This is a genomic window from Dysgonomonas sp. 37-18 (assembly GCF_001899125.1).
GTDB lineage: Bacteria > Bacteroidota > Bacteroidia > Bacteroidales > Dysgonomonadaceae > Dysgonomonas.
This window is the reverse complement of record NZ_MKVC01000032.1, coordinates 5001-22055: the sequence shown is the minus strand read 5'-3', so window position 1 is coordinate 22055 and position 17055 is coordinate 5001. Positions and strand designations below refer to the sequence as shown.

Sequence of the window (17055 nt, the reverse complement as noted above, 5' to 3'; positions counted from 1 at the left end):
GGTCTATATTTACAGATTAAAGATTAATCTTCTATTTTCTGAATATAAGGAAGGTATAAAGATAAGGGAAATCTTACATATTATTTTCTTAATTAACATTTAAGCCTGAAAATATATCATACATTTGCAGGATGTTTGTTATATATCAGTTTTCGAATGGAGAGGGAAAACACATATGATAGATTGTTTGATCTGATAAAAGAAGATGATCACAATGCCTTCGACAGGCTATATAATCTTTTTTATGCACCATTATGCGTATTTGCAAACAGATACATATCCGACCAAGACTCTGTTAGAGATTGCATACACGATGTGTTCTTAAAAATGTGGAGAGACCGAAAAAATATATTTATCAATACCTCTGTCCGTTCCTACCTACTTACTGCAACACGAAATCACTGCCTCAATTTGATAGAAAAGCAAAAAACACAAATGACATACGAGCAGTATATATTGAATACGTACGACCCCTACACTTCTGACGATTTATATTCTGTTGAGGAACTGGAAAATTTGATTGAAAAAGCAATAAATGAACTTCCCGAAAAATACAGGGAAGTATTCAGAATGAGCCGATTTGAACATCTTACTTATAAAGAAATAGCCGAAAGAAAAAATATTTCGATAAAAACAGTAGAAGCATACATGCATAAATCGCTGATTATATTATCGGTATCATTAAAAGATTTCCTGCCTTACGTTCTCCTTTTCCTTTTCTTCAACAAAAATTAATTTTTTTCATAGGGTGACCTATGAGTTATCTGTCTTATATATAGAAGCCACTAAATTCTATTATGGATAAAGAAAAATTTGAAAAGTTAATATTCAAGTTTCACAACAAAGAACTAAGCTCTGAAGAAAAAGTAGAGTTTGAGTCTTTTTTGTCGTCTTCTGACGAAGCTCGTAAGATATTCCATCAATGGAACCTTGTGTATAAGGCTTCGCAAGCACTGTCTATAAACAAAGAGATTCCTGAAATACCGTTCTCTTTGACGGAAAAGAAAACAATCAACTGGCGTCGCTGGCTAGCCAATTCGGCTGCAATCATCACAATTCCTTTGATATTAGGCTTCACATACCTGCTGATAGATAAGTACAAGACAGGCCCTGTGGTTTATAACGAAGTAGCTGCAACAAATGCCAAAGTAGTAAATATCTCTCTACCCGACGGGTCGAAAGTATCCCTGTATGCAGGGTCAACACTCAAATATCCTGATCGGTTTTCTGATGAAGAGCGACTTGTTATTTTAGACGGTGAAGGAACTTTTGAGGTGAAATCAAACCCAAAGAATCCTTTCTATGTAGAAACGACAGACGGAACAAGGGTAAAAGCATACGGGACTAAGTTCTCGGTAAGAGATTATGATGCAGATAATACAATACAGGTATATCTGGAACGAGGTATTGTAGACTTCAATTCGCCAAGGCTGAATCACCCGATAACAATGAAGCCTGATACCCGATTGGTGTTTAACAAAACAGATAGAAAATATACAATATCAAACAGTACACCGAACGAGTATGACGCTTACGAACAGGGGATTTTATTATTCAATAATAAGCCACTCGAGGAAGTCGTACAAAAGTTGAATAGGGTTTATGGGGTAGATATTGTGATACAAGATGAGAGCCTGAAAGAATATCGCTTTACGGCGACGATCAAAGATGAATCAATATATCAGATAATGAACATGCTATCATTGAGTACACCTCAACTGGAATGGAAAAGACAAGGACAAAAAATAATATTAACTCAGAAACTTAAATCTAAAATTTAAAACCTAAAATCGAACCAGTATGATCAAAATGTGTTATTCCTTTTAATTAAAACTTAATATCGTCGAAGTGATTCCTTAAGAATAAGGATATTCATTTGTATGATGTTTTTTAAAACAAGAAAATTTATGAAAAGACATTACCACTTACTTCTAAGGGGGCTGGATTTTTTTGCTCCATCTGAACCCGTATTTTTCAACATTAACCTTAAAAAAAATATACCATGACATTAATGAAATTTATTTTAGGAGGGAAAAGCAAATATCTCTTATTTTTAGGGCTATTTTTAATGTCCTTCACCGTCCAATCGAAACGGATAGACAGCATTTCCATCAATAGAACAGGAGCTATCCGCTCTGTACTAAAAGAAATAGAAAAAGCGTCTTCTTACCACTTTATGTACAACGACAAGCTTATCAACACAGATAAGATTGTATCGATAAATGTAAAAGACAGACCGGTAAATGAAATACTAAACTCACTATTCGAAGATTCGAACATCACCTATACCATAGTAGATGATCAGATTATATTATCTGTTGCCGGAACAAACGAAGTAAAAGATAGAAAACAAACAGGCCGTGAAATTTCGGGAGTCATCAAAGATGAAAAAGGCTTCACACTTCCGGGGGTTAGTATCGCCGTTAAAGGCACAACCACAGGAACGATTACTGACATTGACGGAAAATATTCTATAAATGTTCCCAGCGGAGCGGTTCTAGCATTTAACTATGTTGGCTTTGTTCCTCAAGAAGTAAAAATAGGAAATCAGAGCACTTTAGACATCGTCCTGAAAGAAGATACTCAGGCTTTGGACGAAGTTGTTGTTGTGGGATATACAACACAGAAAAAAGCCGACCTGACAGGAGCGGTATCATCCGTAAAAATGTCGAACCTGAACGACATGTCAGTAAGCGGTATCAATAGTGCGCTGCAAGGCCGTATGTCGGGTGTTACCGTACTGCAAAGTAGTGGAGCTCCGGGATCGGGAACTTCTATCCGTATCCGTGGGATGGGTACATTTGGAAACAACGAACCACTTTATGTAATCGACGGCATGCCGGCTGATAATATGAACGATATCAATCCGGGCGACATAGAGCGTATCGACGTGTTGAAAGATGCTGCATCTGCGGCTATCTACGGTTCACGTGCAGCAAACGGAGTTGTTATTATTCAGACTAAAAAGGGAGGTAAATCCGACAAAGTGAATATTGCATTCAATACTCATCATGGAGTATCGATGGCTCAACGAAAAATAGATGTTTTGAATGCTGCACAACGTAATATGATCCATTTGGAGGCATACGACAATGCTATAAAATATGACGGATACGACAAAACGGCTCCGGATTATTACACATCTGATTTTGCAAAAGTGAGCAGGACAAACTGGCAGGATGAAATTTTCTCAAGTGCCGCTTATCAGGCTAATTATGATTTGTCGCTCTCAGGAGGTTCCGATAAATTCAAGTATAATATCATGGGAGCCCATCTTAAACAAGACGGACTTCTAAAGAATTCAAGTTTCAATCGTACAACACTACGTATCAATACAGAACTGGAAGTTTTCAAAAATTTCAAGGTAGGAGAAAACTTGATGATCACACACTCTAAGCAAATGCTGGTTCCGGAAATGGGAGCAAGTGGAGCCATTGCTTCTGCACTTCAATTCGACCCTTCTGTTTCTGTTTACGAAAACAAAGCCAAAGGCATTTATAGCGGAAGTGGAGAATTAGGCGCCGACCTCATAAACCCGGTAGCTGTTTTAGACAGATCGGACCGTGCACGTACTCGCGACCGCATATTTGGAAATGTATATGCAGAATACAAATTCTTAAATGATTTTACAATCAAAACTGATTTAGGTTATGATTGGTCTGATTGGGGTGACAAATGGTTTGTAACCAGAGTACCTGAAGCCGGACGTGCGTCCAATACAAATGAACTTACCGAAAGAGGATGGAAAGATACAAAGTGGATCACAACCACTACTTTGAAGTATGACAAAGTGATAGGACTCAACAAGCTGATGCTCTTGGGAGGTACTTCTTACGAAGCATTCAACTCTGAATATACAAATGCTCGCGGTACAGGTTTTATCTCCGAAGATAAATCGCAACGTTATCTTTCTGCTGCTACAAATATAGCATGGATGCAAGGTGGTCGCGAAGAATGGGCTATGAATTCTTATTTCGCCCGACTCGATTATTCATTTGGAGACAGATACCTATTATCTGCAAACTTCCGTACCGATGGTTCTTCTAAATTTGCAAAAGGAAATCGTTGGGGATACTTTCCTTCAGTTTCGGGAGGATGGCGTATTTCAGAAGAGTCTTTCTTCGAAACCCTGAAAGAAAAAGCAATCCAAAACTTAAAACTGAGAGCATCGTGGGGTAAATTAGGAAATCAGGATATGGGAAGCAATTATCCTACCAAAGTGCTTATTGCCAACACAACAGATAATGATGGATACAACACTGTTTTTGGCAGTACAGAAACTGCAGGCTTTGGACGATATGAGTCTACATTAGCGAATCCTGACCTGAAATGGGAAGTAACGACTCAAACAGATTTAGGTTTAGATATCAGCTTCCTCAACAAGTTTGATTTCGGATTCGACTATTTCATCAAAAAATCGTCAGATGTATTGCTAGAGATCCCTGTACCTTCATTAGCCGGTGTAGACGGAGGAATGATGGTAAATGCTGCCGAAGTGCGTAACCGTGGTTTTGATATGAACTTATCATACAATACTAAAGTTAAGGACTTTAATATAAGCGCATACGGCAATTTCAGCAAGGTAAAAAATGAAGTTCTTTCGATGGGTACAGGTAACAGAAACATGTTTACAAGTTCTTACCGTGGCACTAACATCACAAGAACAAGAGTGGGTGAACCGATAGCACACTTCTATGGTTATAAAAATGGAGGTGTATTCAAATCTCAGGAAGAAATAGATACTTACGTAAATGAAAAAGGAGAAAAAATACAACCTGCCGCAAAAGTTGGAGACCTTAAGTTCCTCGATTTGGATGGTAATGGAAAAATAGACTCTAACGACCAAACAAATATTGGTAGCGGATTCCCTGATTTCACTTATGGACTTGGAGCCGATCTTGAGTATAAAGGTTTCGATCTTAGCTTCTTCTTCCAAGGTGTTGCCGGATACGACATATTCAACGCCATCAAATATGAAGGTATGTTCGTTGATCCTCGTTACAATCAGTTTGCAGCTATCCTAGACCGTTATCACCCAACAAACAACCCCGGAGGGAATGGACCACGTGTTACAATCAAGGATACCAACAACAACCGCAGGATGTCTGATTACTATGTTGACAAAGGTGATTACCTGAGACTAAAAACACTTACCTTAGGTTATACTTTCAACAGAAACACAATCAAAAAATTAGGATTGCAAAAACTAAGAGTTTACGCTACCGTACAGAACCTGCTTACATTCACCAGCTATAAAGGCTTCGACCCTGAACTTGGTGAAACTTATGCTAATGAATTGGATAGTTACGGAGTTACCGAAATAGGTGTGGACAGAGGACAATTCCCTCAGCCTAGAACTTTCATTATGGGTGTAAATATTAACTTTTAAATCGAATAAAACATGAAACTATATAAATTATTACTATTCATCCCATTCATTTTTATCACATCGTGTGATTTAGATAGGGAACCTTACGGGCTTTCAAACTTTTGGAATACAGAAGCCGATGCTCAATTAGGGTTAGATGCTGCCTATGCCCCTTTTTATGAAGAAGAAGGTTTCGGGCGCGGACACTGGTGGGTAGGTGCTGCCAGCGACGATATGGTAATCAATCGTAGTAAAGGCGACGATGAAGCCCTCACCGAATTCAGAACAACAACAAATGCATCAAGCGGACAGTTTTCGAACTGGAAAATAATGTATAAAGTAATCAGACGCTCAAATGACGTAATGAAATATGCGCCTAACATTGAAATGTCTGACAAAAACAAAGATATTATTCTTGGTGAAGCTAATTTCCTTTGTGCTTTTGCTTATTTCCATTTAGCAAAAAGATATGGAGGATTGCCATTCTATGATTATAACAAACCTCAGGAAATAAACAAGCCGCGCGAAACAAAAATCGAGACATATACACGCATCGAAGGTTATTTGAAAACAGCCATTTCTCATTTCGAGAAACAAAGTCTTTGGACCAGAGACAAAGGTGCTGAAGGTCGTCCACAACTAGGTGCTGCTTACGGGCTTCTTGCAAAAGTATATGCACATTGGGGTAAATATAACGAAGCTAAAGCTGCCGCAGAAAAAGTAATCAACTCGGGCAAGTATTCTTTAGACAAGACAAATAATAACGGTTATGCGCACTTGTTCTCTCCAGCCGGAGAAAAGCATGAAGAAGTACTTTTCAATCTTACTAACAAGCCGGTGAGAAACCAAGGAACAGTAACATCTGTTATCCTTCTTTCGGGAACTCTTTCGGGTGGTACAGGATGGTATTACTTTGCTCCTACCAAAAGCTTGTTCGATGCATTCGAAAAACCAAACCTGACCTCAAGCGGAGACCTTCGCCGTCTGGTAACGCTTAAAGGTGCGGGTGATGATGTTTTCTTCTTAGGTAAACAAACAACGCTTACCAGTGCCCTTATTAAGGACATGAGTACAGGATATATGGGAACAAAATATTCTGCTGCATATAATGATCTTACAGGCTGGAACTGGGAAACCGGTGCAGATGTACCTCTTTTACGCTATGCTGATGTATTGCTTATCCATGCCGAAGCCGAAATATTCTTAGCCGGAGGAGGTCCGAACGATCGCACTAAAGGTGTGGCTGCGGCTGCGGCCTCATTCAACGAAGTTAGAGTAAGAGCTTTTGGCGGAGACAATTCAAAAGCAATATCCGCTCCTACATTCAATGATTTGGTTAAAGAACGCCGTTGTGAGTTAGCTTATGAAGACGAACGTCATTACGACCTTGTTCGTTGGGGATTAGCAAAAGAAGTATATGCTGCTGCAACAACCGCAAGCGATCCAAGAGGTCCTAGAACTTTCGATCCAGCTAAAGATGCACACTTCCCGATTCCGCAACGTGAGATAGAAAACACTGATTATTTATTGGTTAATAACCCGAATGATGGATATTCGAACTTTAAATAAAACAGAAATTTGATATTGTCATAGAGAAGGAACTGTCGCAGAAGTAGAAAATACATTTTGGATAGTTCCTTCTTAATGATAAATTGAGGCAATTGTAATTAATATATAAAACTTAATGAAGAAAATACTCGTATCAACCTTTATTATTGGATTTTTAATTAGCTGTACAAATCTACCTAAAAACCCTATCGACTATGTAGACCCATTTATCGGAACAGGTTTTCATGGACACACATATCCCGGAGCTACCACTCCGTATGGAGCAATACAGTTGAGCCCCGACACCCGTACAGGAGACTGGGATGCATGTTCGGGCTATCATTATAGCGATTCTTCTATTTTAGGATTTTCGCACACACACCTTAGTGGAACAGGCTGTGCCGATCTGGGCGACGTGCTTTTCCACCCTACCACCAAAGACATAAAACCGGTATCGAAAGGTTATATTTTCGAGCCTCTTGCCTTTTCGCATCAAGACGAAAAAGCCTCACCCGGATATTATTCGGTTGATTTCAAAGAAGAAGGAATTAAAGCTGAACTGACAGCTACAACATATACAGGTGTACACCGATACACCTTCGAAAAAGATAAAAACCAAGCCATAATTATAGACATGGCGCATGTGTTGGCCGAAGAAGTTATCGACTCGCTTGTTATCAGGCAATCGGCAGACAATGAAGTGTCGGGAATGAGAAGAACTCAGGGATGGGTAACCAATCAGTATGTGTTCTTCGTTGCTCAGTTTTCAAAAGATATTCAGTCTTTCGACTTAGTTAACGATGGTGTCATTCTGGACAAGGATACCAAACCTAAAACGAATAATCAGCAAGCCGTACTCAAATTTGGTTCTTCGGACGGTACACCTATTATAGCCAAGGTTGCATTCTCGGTTGTAAGTGAAGAGAATGCACGAAAAAACCTGAGCCACGATGTAGAAGATTTCGACTTTGATGTAGTACACAATCAAGCCCGCAACCTTTGGTCTGAAGCATTATCGGAAATCGTTGTAGAAGGCGGAAGCGAACATGATTTAAGAAACTTCTATACCGCCATATACCATTCAAAGGTAGTGCCCAATATAATGAGCGACGTAAACGGACAGTTTCGCCGCCATGATATGAAGGTTGGTATATTGCCCGAAGGAGAGAAATATTACTCTACATTTTCCATTTGGGATACATTCCGCGCATGGAATCCTCTCATTACATTAACAGATACTACACTCGTAAATAATATTATCAACTCTTACCTCGATATGTATGATGCCTCGGGCGAGCTTCCTATCTGGCCGCTATCTGCCGGAGAAACAAACACTATGATCGGCTATCACTCGGTATCGGTAATTGCTGATGCTTACATGAAAGGAATACGAGGTTTTGATATTGCTAAGGCTTATGAAGCCATGAAGGTTTCGTCCGACAAAAACAAAAAAGGTTCTGACTATTATATCAAATACGGATTTATACCTTCAAACATAAAACGAGAGTCAGTGTCATGCCTTCTCGAATATGCATACGACGATTGGTGTATTGCGCAAATGGCAAAAGAGTTAGGGAAAGAGGATGATTATAAAGTATATACGGAAAGAGCACTATCATACATCAATGTATTTGACGGACATACCAAATTTTTTAGAGGTAAGCGTATGGACGGAAATTGGGACAGTCCTTTCAATCCTTTTGAACCGGGACGTGCATATACAGAAGCTACTGCATGGCAATACCGATTCTTTGTACCGCATGATGTAAATGGTCTTATACAGCTCTTCGGGGGGAAAGATGAATTCACCTCGCAGCTGGATAGCCTCTTTGTGGTGGAGTCAAAAGTTGACGGACACATGTCTGATATCACAGGACTCATAGGGCAATATGCGCACGGCAACGAGCCGAGCCATCATATGGCATACCTATACAATTATGTTGGTCAGCCGTGGAAAACGCAGGCTATGACCCGCCGCATACTATCGGAGATGTATCAGCCAACCCCTGAGGGAATCAGTGGCAACGAAGATTGCGGACAGATGTCTGCTTGGTATATCCTTAGCAGTATAGGTATTTATCCTGTATGCCCGGGCTCGAATGAATTTTCGTTGACAACTCCGCTGTTTGAAAAAGCAACAATTAAATTAGCGAACGGAAAAACATTGACTATCAAGGCTAATCACCCTGAAAAGAATGTGTATATCAACAAGGTTTCTCTCAACGGAAAGGAGATAGCTGCTAATTACATTACCTACCAAGAACTAATGCAAGGAGGGGTACTCGATTTCAACTTGTCATCCACCCCAAACAAGTCCAGAGGCATAGCAGAATCTGACTATCCGCATTCGATGACCACAGGAAAGATTGTTTCGATACCATATACAACAAAAGATCTGGATCTCTTCATTGACAATACAACTGTCGATTTGCATTCGGCGACAAAAGATGTGAAAATTTATTACACCCTCGACGGGAAAGAGCCAACCGAAGAATCAGCACTCTATTCCGAGCCAATAGAAATAGCAGCAACTACAACGATCAAAGCTCGTGCATATAAAGATGGATTTATCCCGAGCCGTATATTTACGATTCAAGCCACAAAAGCTGTATTTAAGAACCCTGTAGCAGCCTTGGCCAAAGAGAATGGTACAAACTTTCATTATTACGAAGGATACTTCAGTGCTGTAGACCAGATACAGAAGGCGCCTCTCGTAGAGAAAGGAATAATAACCGAACCATCAATAAACGGAGCAAAACAAGCAGATCATTTTGCATTTATATTCACAGGTATTATCTTTGTACCAGAAGATGGCGTCTATGAATTCATGACTACCTCCGACGACGGCAGTGTCTTGTATCTTGATAATATAAAGATAGTTGACAACGATGGTTCGCATGCAGCCATATCCGCCACCGGCCGAATTGCCCTGAAAAAAGGCCACCACACATACAAGCTCCAATACTTTGAGGATTACGAAGGAGAACACCTGAGTTGGGGTTGGAAAAAACCAACATCCGAGAAGTTTGAGAATATACCAGCATCTAATTTATTCATAAAATAAAAAACCTTGATAAGATGAAAAAGTTATTTTATTTTCTTGCTGTAATCGTACTATTGACTTCATGTAATAGCAAGCCGGTAGACCTCAATGTAATGAGCTTCAACATTCGTTACGATAATCCTGACGACAGCCTGAACAACTGGCAGTACAGGAAAGATGTTGCGGCAAAGACGATAAAGAATCAGAATGCAGACATCGTTGGAACACAAGAGGTACTTGTAAACCAGCTGAACGACTTAAAATCTCGCCTACCCGAATATAATGCGATAGGAGTAGGTCGTGAAGACGGTATCGAAAAGGGAGAATACAGTGCTATATTATATAAGAAGGATAGATTCAAGGAAATAAAATCCGGTTACTTCTGGCTGAGCGAAACACCCGAAGTGGCGGGGTCTAAAGGTTGGGATGGAGCTTGTGAGCGCATAGCTACATGGGCTATACTGGAGGATATAAGCAGCAAAAAACAACTTTTCTTTATCAATACACACCTCGATCATGTGGGTAAAATAGCGCGTCAGGAAGGTGTAACTTTATTGCTAAGCAGAGCGAATGCTCTTGCTAACGGTTTGCCTATCATTATGACGGGAGACTTTAATGCGACACCCGAATCGGATGTAATCAAACACGTTACGGATGTGAATAGTCCTGAACATCTTATTCATTCGAAAGATATTGCAGTAGAGAAAAGCGGTACAGACTGGACATTCCACGGATTTGGAAGAGTCCCTATGGAAAGACGTGAGTTTATCGATTATGTTTTTGTAAGCAAAGGCATCAAGGTAGCTAAACACAGTGTACTCCCTGAAAAATTGGACGATACATTTATTTCAGACCATTCTGTCGTAGTTGCTCAAATAGAAATAAAATAATTATAGAATTTGTGCTATCCTGCGTGTAACGAAGTATAGTCAACAACAATCAAAAAAGGTTTTTAATCATGAGACATATTTTAAACAAAATATATTTATTAGTCTTCTTGACGGGGTTGATAAGTATATCTATCAATGCACAACAACGGATACTCATTCACTCTCATAACGATTATGAGCAAAGAGTTCCGTTCTATCAGGCTTATGCGCAGCAAGTAGCATCTATAGAGGCTGATATTTACACCACAGGGAAAGCCAATGAGTTGAAGGTGGCACACGACCTGAAGGACGTAGCCAATGCCCCGACTATAGACGAGGCATACATCACCCCATTGGTCAATCTATTTAAACAAAATGGCGGGAGACCTTGGAAAAACTCAGATAAAACGCTTATTCTTTTGGTAGATCTGAAAACTCCGGCAAATCCGACTTTGGATATATTAGTATCCAAACTGAAAGCCTATCCTCAGGTTTTCGACGCTACGGTTAACCCTTATGCCGTAAAGGTTGTTATATCGGGGAATCGTCCTGCCGAGAAAGATTATTCTAAATATCCATCATTTATTTCATTCGATGGATATAAAACAGACTATACGCCCGAACAGCTGAAAAGAATAGCAATGATAAGCCTTTCTTTTGCCGACTATTCGGTATGGAACGGTAAAGGATCTATTAAAAAAGCCGAGTTGGAGAAAGTCGTAAAAGTGATCAATGAAGTACACGCATTGGGCAAGCCTATCCGTTTTTGGGGAACACCCGATGGCGTTACCGCATGGAATACGTTCCACAATCTAGGCATAGATTACATTAATACCGACCGCCCTGAAGCCTGTGCCGATTATTTCTCGCATTTCGACAATAAGAACTACCAAATAGGGAAGAATGAAGATATAACCGATGATGTAGCACGTGCCAAAAGGCTGGATAGAACAACAGTCGGATTTCAAGGTTTTAACAACAAGCTTCTGCAACTATCGAAAGGTATCAACGTATATACCCCTACTTACAAGAATGATGGAAGCAACAAGCCTATCAAGAATATCATATTCCTTATTGGTGACGGTACAGGACTTGCTCAACTACAGGCAGGAGCTGCAGTAAATAATGCCAATTACAAAAACGGAAACGGGCTTACAATTTTCAACATGAAATATGTAGGATTGCAAAACACCAGTGCCAAAGATTCCTATACAACCGATTCTGCGGCAGGAGGCAGCGCATTAGCAACAGGCGAACTCCACAACAACCGCCATATCAGCATGAGTGAAGATGGAGTAGCATACCCATCGATGGCAGATGTAATGCATGCTGCGGGATATGCTTGCGGGGTTGTAACGCTGGGTAATGTTGCCGATGCTACCCCTGCCGCTTTTTACGGACACTCGGTAGAAAGAGATAACTCTGACGAGATAACTTCGTATTTGCTCGATGGAAAACTAACCCTTCTGAACGGTGCCGGTATGTCTGTTTTCACACGTCGGAACGATGGCAAGGATATTTTAAGTGAATTGAAGAAACAGTATAGAATCAGTACATCTATTGACGACATCAATACTGATAACAAGAAGGTTATTTGTATTGACGAACGAATGGATCTGGCTGCATCTGAAGAAACGCTGACAATGCTTGCCGACGCCACAAATCAGGCTATAAAAAAACTATCGACAACAAATGACAAAGGGTTTTTCCTGATGGTAGAAGGTGCAAAAATAGATTATGCCGGACATGCCAATTCTTTTCCGGGCTCTGTAATGGAAACATTAAGCTTCGACTTGGCGGTGAAAGCAGCCCTTGAGTTTGCAGATAGTAATGGAGAAACATTGGTTGTAGTAACAGGCGACCACGAAACAGGAGGTCTTACATTGGTGGACGGAAATGTTGCCAACGGACATCTCACTGCCCGCTATATGACCGACGACCACACTCCGCTTATGCTGCCTGTCTTTTCTTACGGGCCGGGCTCGTCCGAATTCATAGGAGTGTATAAGAATACTCAGATTTTTCATAAGATGAAAAAATTATTAGGATTGTAAAAAATGATTATACCATCTCTGCCATGCTGAGGCACGAAGCATCCCAAAGCTGAACATTTCTATAAAAAGAAAGCGAGATACTTCGTTACACTCGGTATGACAGAGAGAATACAGATAAAGACCATGAAAAAACATACACTAATACTCGTAACTCTCTTTTGCGCAATTACGTTATTTGCACAAAAGAATAATATACAATTGAAATTCAATAAGGACGGTTATTTCAAGATCGCCCAATTTACAGACCTGCATTGGAGCAACAACTCTCCTAATTGCAGCAAGACTGTTGATGTGATCAAACATGTTTTGGCAACCGAAAAGCCGGATATCGCTATCCTTACGGGTGACGTAGTAACCGATATGCCTGCCAAAGAAGGATGGAGATCTATTGGCAAAATATTTGAAGAGGCTAAAACACCATGGGCTGTCACCTTGGGAAATCACGATGAAGAAGCAGGGCTTACCCGTGATGAGGTTTTTGATCTTATCGCAAACTACCCTTACTTTATCGGAGAAAAAGGACCGGAGCTATCGGGATCGGGAAACTATCCGTTAGAAGTTAAGGCATCAAAAGGAGCTAAGACTGTGGCTGTATTGTATTGCATCGACTCGCACAACAAACCATCTGCACACAAGTACGGTCATTACGACTGGATACACTTCGATCAGATAGACTGGTACAGAAAAACCAGTGATAAATATACAGCACAAAATGGCGGAACACCGCTTCCTGCTCTTGCATTCTTCCATATTCCTATACTGGAGTATAACAACGTGGTTGGAAAAGAAAAAACCATCGGCAATAAAGAAGAAGAGGTTGCCTCTCCGGAAATAAATTCAGGAATGTTTTGCTCGATGGTAGAGAAGAAAGACGTAATGGGAGTGTTTGTAGGGCACGACCACGATAACGACTATATAGGTATCGATCAGGGAATAGCTCTCGCATTCGGACGGACAACAGGTGTAGACGCTTACGGTAAATTAGAGAGAGGCGGACGCATTATCAAAATGTATGAAGGCAAAAACCAGTTCGATACATGGATACGCACACCGAAAGGTATCGAGTTTGAATATTATTATCCTTCAGGCTTGTCTTCTGCCGACGAACAAGCAACGGAGTATTTGCCTGCAAAAAATATTCAGGTAAAACAACAAGGAGTAGAGTACAAGTATTACGAAGCCGATTTTAAACTGACCCATACAGATATGATCGCTTCTGCTAAACTTGTAAAAGAAGGTACGATGAACAATTTTTCGATTGCCTCTGCTACAGCTAAAGATTCTATGGCATTTGTATTCAAAACATATATCAAAATACCCGAAAAGGGCGTTTATCAATTTTATACTTTCTCCGACGATGGTTCGAAGTTATTCATTGACGGCCAAACCGTTGTTGACAACGATGGCTCTCACAGCCTGAAACGTGCCGAAGGAAAGATTGCTCTCGAAGCCGGATATCACGAATTGAAGTTATTGTATTTCGAAAACTATATGGGAGAATTCCTCGAAGTAGGTCTTTCGAGCCGCAGTATCAGAGAAGATATTATTCCTGATAATATGTTGTATATTGCAAAATAGTTTATCTATATAAGGACGCTGTCTAGTGTTTTTTCTTGTATCCTAGCGGAGATGATACTTCTCTTCGTTGAGCTTGATAAAAAACAGAAAAAGGTGACAGATAAAAAACAGAATAAAAAGTGTCACTTTTGTCACCTTTTATTTATATCACACAGGTTATAAGGCTTATATAAAAACAGTATATTTGTAAAAAGTAACAATAAAAATCGATTATAATACCCTAAGATGAAAAGACTTGTTAGTTTAATTATTCTAAACTGTATCGTAACATTCAACCTCTTCTCTCAAGAAAATGAAGAGGTACCGCCAAAATACAACCTGCCATACAAAAATACGTATGTAAAGGAAGCGTTGGTTACGGAGAATGAATACCGTATAGCAAAACCCGAGGAAGTAATTCCTAAAAGCTTCGAGGAGGCTAAGAATATATTGCCCAGTCCTATTTGGGAAGGACATGCGAAAGAGATAGAGATGTACTGGAAAGCATGGCAAATAGCGATCAGCAATATCCGTCAACCACAAAAAGGTTCGGGCTTTGTTTCCAGTTATCTGGATACAGCTTATAACGGAAATATCTTTATGTGGGATTCATCTTTTATGATGATGTTTGCCCGCTACGGATACCGCTTTTTCCCATTCCAACATACATTGGATAACTTCTACGCCAAACAGCATCCCGATGGATTCATTTGCCGCGAAATCAAAGCCGATGGAGCAGATTGCTTCGAGCGTTACGACCCGACAAGCACCGGACCTAACCTTCTGCCATGGAGTGAGATGTTATACTACAAGCAGTATGGCGATAACGAACGCTTAGAAAAGATATTCCCGGCACTATGTGCATATTACAAATGGCTGAAACTAAACCGTACATGGCCTAATGGAACATACTGGTCGAGCGGTTGGGGAACAGGTATGGACAACATGCCACGTGTACAGCCTCAGTATAATATGATATATAGTAACGGACACATGGTATGGCTGGATGCATGCCTGCAACAAATATTGATGGCAAATGTATTGCTCGAAATAGGTTTCTATCTGGAACGCTGGCAAGAGATCGAAGAATTTGAGGACGAGATAAAAATGCTTACCAAATATGTACACGACAATCTTTGGGACGAAAAAACAGGATTCTTGTACGATCAGTATGCTGATGGTAGTCTGAGTACAACGATGGGGATGCCTGCATTCTGGGCATTGCATACCGATGTATTGGATGCTAAGCAACTAGAGAGAATGGTGAAGCATTTGGACGATCCTAAAACATTCAACCGTCCGCACAGAGTTCCGTCTCTTTCGGCCGACAATCCGAAATATAACCCGAGAGGACGCTACTGGCAAGGTGGTGTTTGGCCGGGAACAAACTATATGGTCATCACGGGACTTGATAAGAAAGGATACACAAAACAAGCGAAGGAGATAGCCAAGAACCATTACAGTAACGTTTTTGAAGTATACAAGAACACAGGAACATTCTGGGAATATTACGCTCCGGAAGCTGCAGAACCGGGATTTATGGCTCGCAAAGACTTTGTGGGTTGGACAGGTCTTCCTCCTATTGCGGTATTTATAGAGTATATCTTAGGTATCCGTTCCGACTATGCCAATCATTCTGTAATATGGGATATTACTCAGACCGAAGCACACGGGATAGAGCGCTATCCATACGGCCCCGACGGCTTGGTTTCGTTTAAAGTTAATAAGCGTAATTCGGCTGATGAAACACCATCGGTTACGATTGATTCGAACGTTGCTTTCGAGCTAACATTGCTTTGGGGAAAAGACAAGAGTAAAAAGGTAAGTGTTCAGGTAGGCAAGCAAACTATTTGATAATCACATAAAAGAAACTGCCTTAGGAAGTGAATTCTTAAGGCAGTTTCTTTATTATTTTATATTCGTCATCTTAAAGTAAGAGAATTCAGCAGGCTGAGAAGTGTCTCCGATCTGTATTATTCCGGGACGGGCAACTCTATCCCATCGGGTTAAATAATCGGCTTGGATAGGAGTCTCATTTATCTTCGTCCAGTTTTTCCCATCCTTACTCCAAAAGAAAGTCATATAACAACCTTTCTCTACCTGAGCTCTGAGATAGACAAACTTCTGTGATATTGTTGAATTATAGATCAACGATTGCTGACCATCTTTTATTGATTTCAACTCTAACTTTCCATCCGATACACCCCATACTATGAGATTCTTATCATCTCCATACATGGTAAGCCCTTTTATACTCTTATTGCTATTATTCACCAATGTTTCATAAGTATAATAAGGTGTTTGCGGACGTAGGCATAATGCTGTTCCCCAATCATTCCCTTGTTTTGGAGTGCCACTAAGCAGAAGTTTTCCATTCCGAAATTCAGTCTTTATATCTGAATAAGGAAAGTTCCAAGTCCAATCTATTTTCAACGTACTACCTTCGAATCTATCTTCAAAATCAGCACCTCCCATCTGCACAGTTCCGAGATATGGCATAGCTTGCTCTGCTTTACCCACTGTTCCAGTGCGGAAATGTGGCCAACTATCTTCTCCCATGTACATCTCTTGCAATACAGGTTGTCGTCCGGCAAAAAAGCCTTCACCTTTGAAGTA

The 17055-nt window shown here is 40.3% G+C and carries 10 protein-coding genes (1 of these 10 cut by a window edge); 9 read left to right on the top strand and 1 reads right to left on the bottom strand.

The features are described from left to right. Window positions 1-156: 156 nt before the first annotated feature. From BGO84_RS12890 to BGO84_RS12850, 9 genes are all read left to right on the top strand, one after another. Window positions 157-735 (top strand): RNA polymerase sigma-70 factor, encoded by a 579-nt coding sequence (locus BGO84_RS12890; RefSeq protein WP_135104489.1) that lies wholly within the window; start codon window positions 157-159, stop codon window positions 733-735. 62 nt (window positions 736-797) lie between these two features. Beyond that, the gene (locus BGO84_RS12885) at window positions 798-1781 is read left to right on the top strand and encodes a FecR domain-containing protein (RefSeq protein ID WP_291029711.1); all 984 of its coding nucleotides are present in this window, start codon (window positions 798-800) and stop codon (window positions 1779-1781) included. Window positions 1782-2002: 221 nt separating this feature from the next. After that, window positions 2003-5389 carry a TonB-dependent receptor gene (locus BGO84_RS12880; RefSeq protein WP_291029709.1) on the top strand — a complete coding sequence of 1129 codons (3387 nt, stop codon included), beginning with the start codon at window positions 2003-2005 and terminating at the stop codon, window positions 5387-5389. 12 nt (window positions 5390-5401) lie between these two features. Next, complete coding sequence (locus BGO84_RS12875; RefSeq protein WP_291029707.1) at window positions 5402-6937, top strand: RagB/SusD family nutrient uptake outer membrane protein; 1536 nt, start codon at window positions 5402-5404, stop codon at window positions 6935-6937. Window positions 6938-7052: 115 nt separating this feature from the next. Beyond that, window positions 7053-9980 carry a GH92 family glycosyl hydrolase gene (locus tag BGO84_RS12870; protein WP_291029705.1) on the top strand — a complete coding sequence of 976 codons (2928 nt, stop codon included), beginning with the start codon at window positions 7053-7055 and terminating at the stop codon, window positions 9978-9980. Between the two features lie 14 nt (window positions 9981-9994). Then, window positions 9995-10849 carry an endonuclease/exonuclease/phosphatase family protein gene (locus BGO84_RS12865; protein ID WP_291029703.1) on the top strand — a complete coding sequence of 285 codons (855 nt, stop codon included), beginning with the start codon at window positions 9995-9997 and terminating at the stop codon, window positions 10847-10849. A gap of 68 nt (window positions 10850-10917) precedes the next feature. Beyond that, window positions 10918-12882 (top strand): alkaline phosphatase, encoded by a 1965-nt coding sequence (locus BGO84_RS12860; RefSeq protein WP_291029701.1) that lies wholly within the window; start codon window positions 10918-10920, stop codon window positions 12880-12882. Window positions 12883-13005: 123 nt separating this feature from the next. Then, the gene (locus BGO84_RS12855) at window positions 13006-14460 is read left to right on the top strand and encodes a PA14 domain-containing protein (RefSeq protein ID WP_291029699.1); all 1455 of its coding nucleotides are present in this window, start codon (window positions 13006-13008) and stop codon (window positions 14458-14460) included. Between the two features lie 225 nt (window positions 14461-14685). Further along, the gene (locus tag BGO84_RS12850; RefSeq protein WP_291029697.1) at window positions 14686-16293 is read left to right on the top strand and encodes a trehalase family glycosidase; all 1608 of its coding nucleotides are present in this window, start codon (window positions 14686-14688) and stop codon (window positions 16291-16293) included. Window positions 16294-16347: 54 nt separating this feature from the next. Here the strand turns inward: BGO84_RS12850 and BGO84_RS12845 are convergent, their stop codons facing one another. Beyond that, window positions 16348-17055: the final stretch of a family 43 glycosylhydrolase gene (locus tag BGO84_RS12845; RefSeq protein WP_291029695.1), read on the bottom strand. Its footprint extends 831 nt past the window's final position; 708 of the gene's 1539 nt are visible here — the last part of the coding sequence; its start codon lies off the right edge, out of view; it ends in the stop codon at window positions 16348-16350.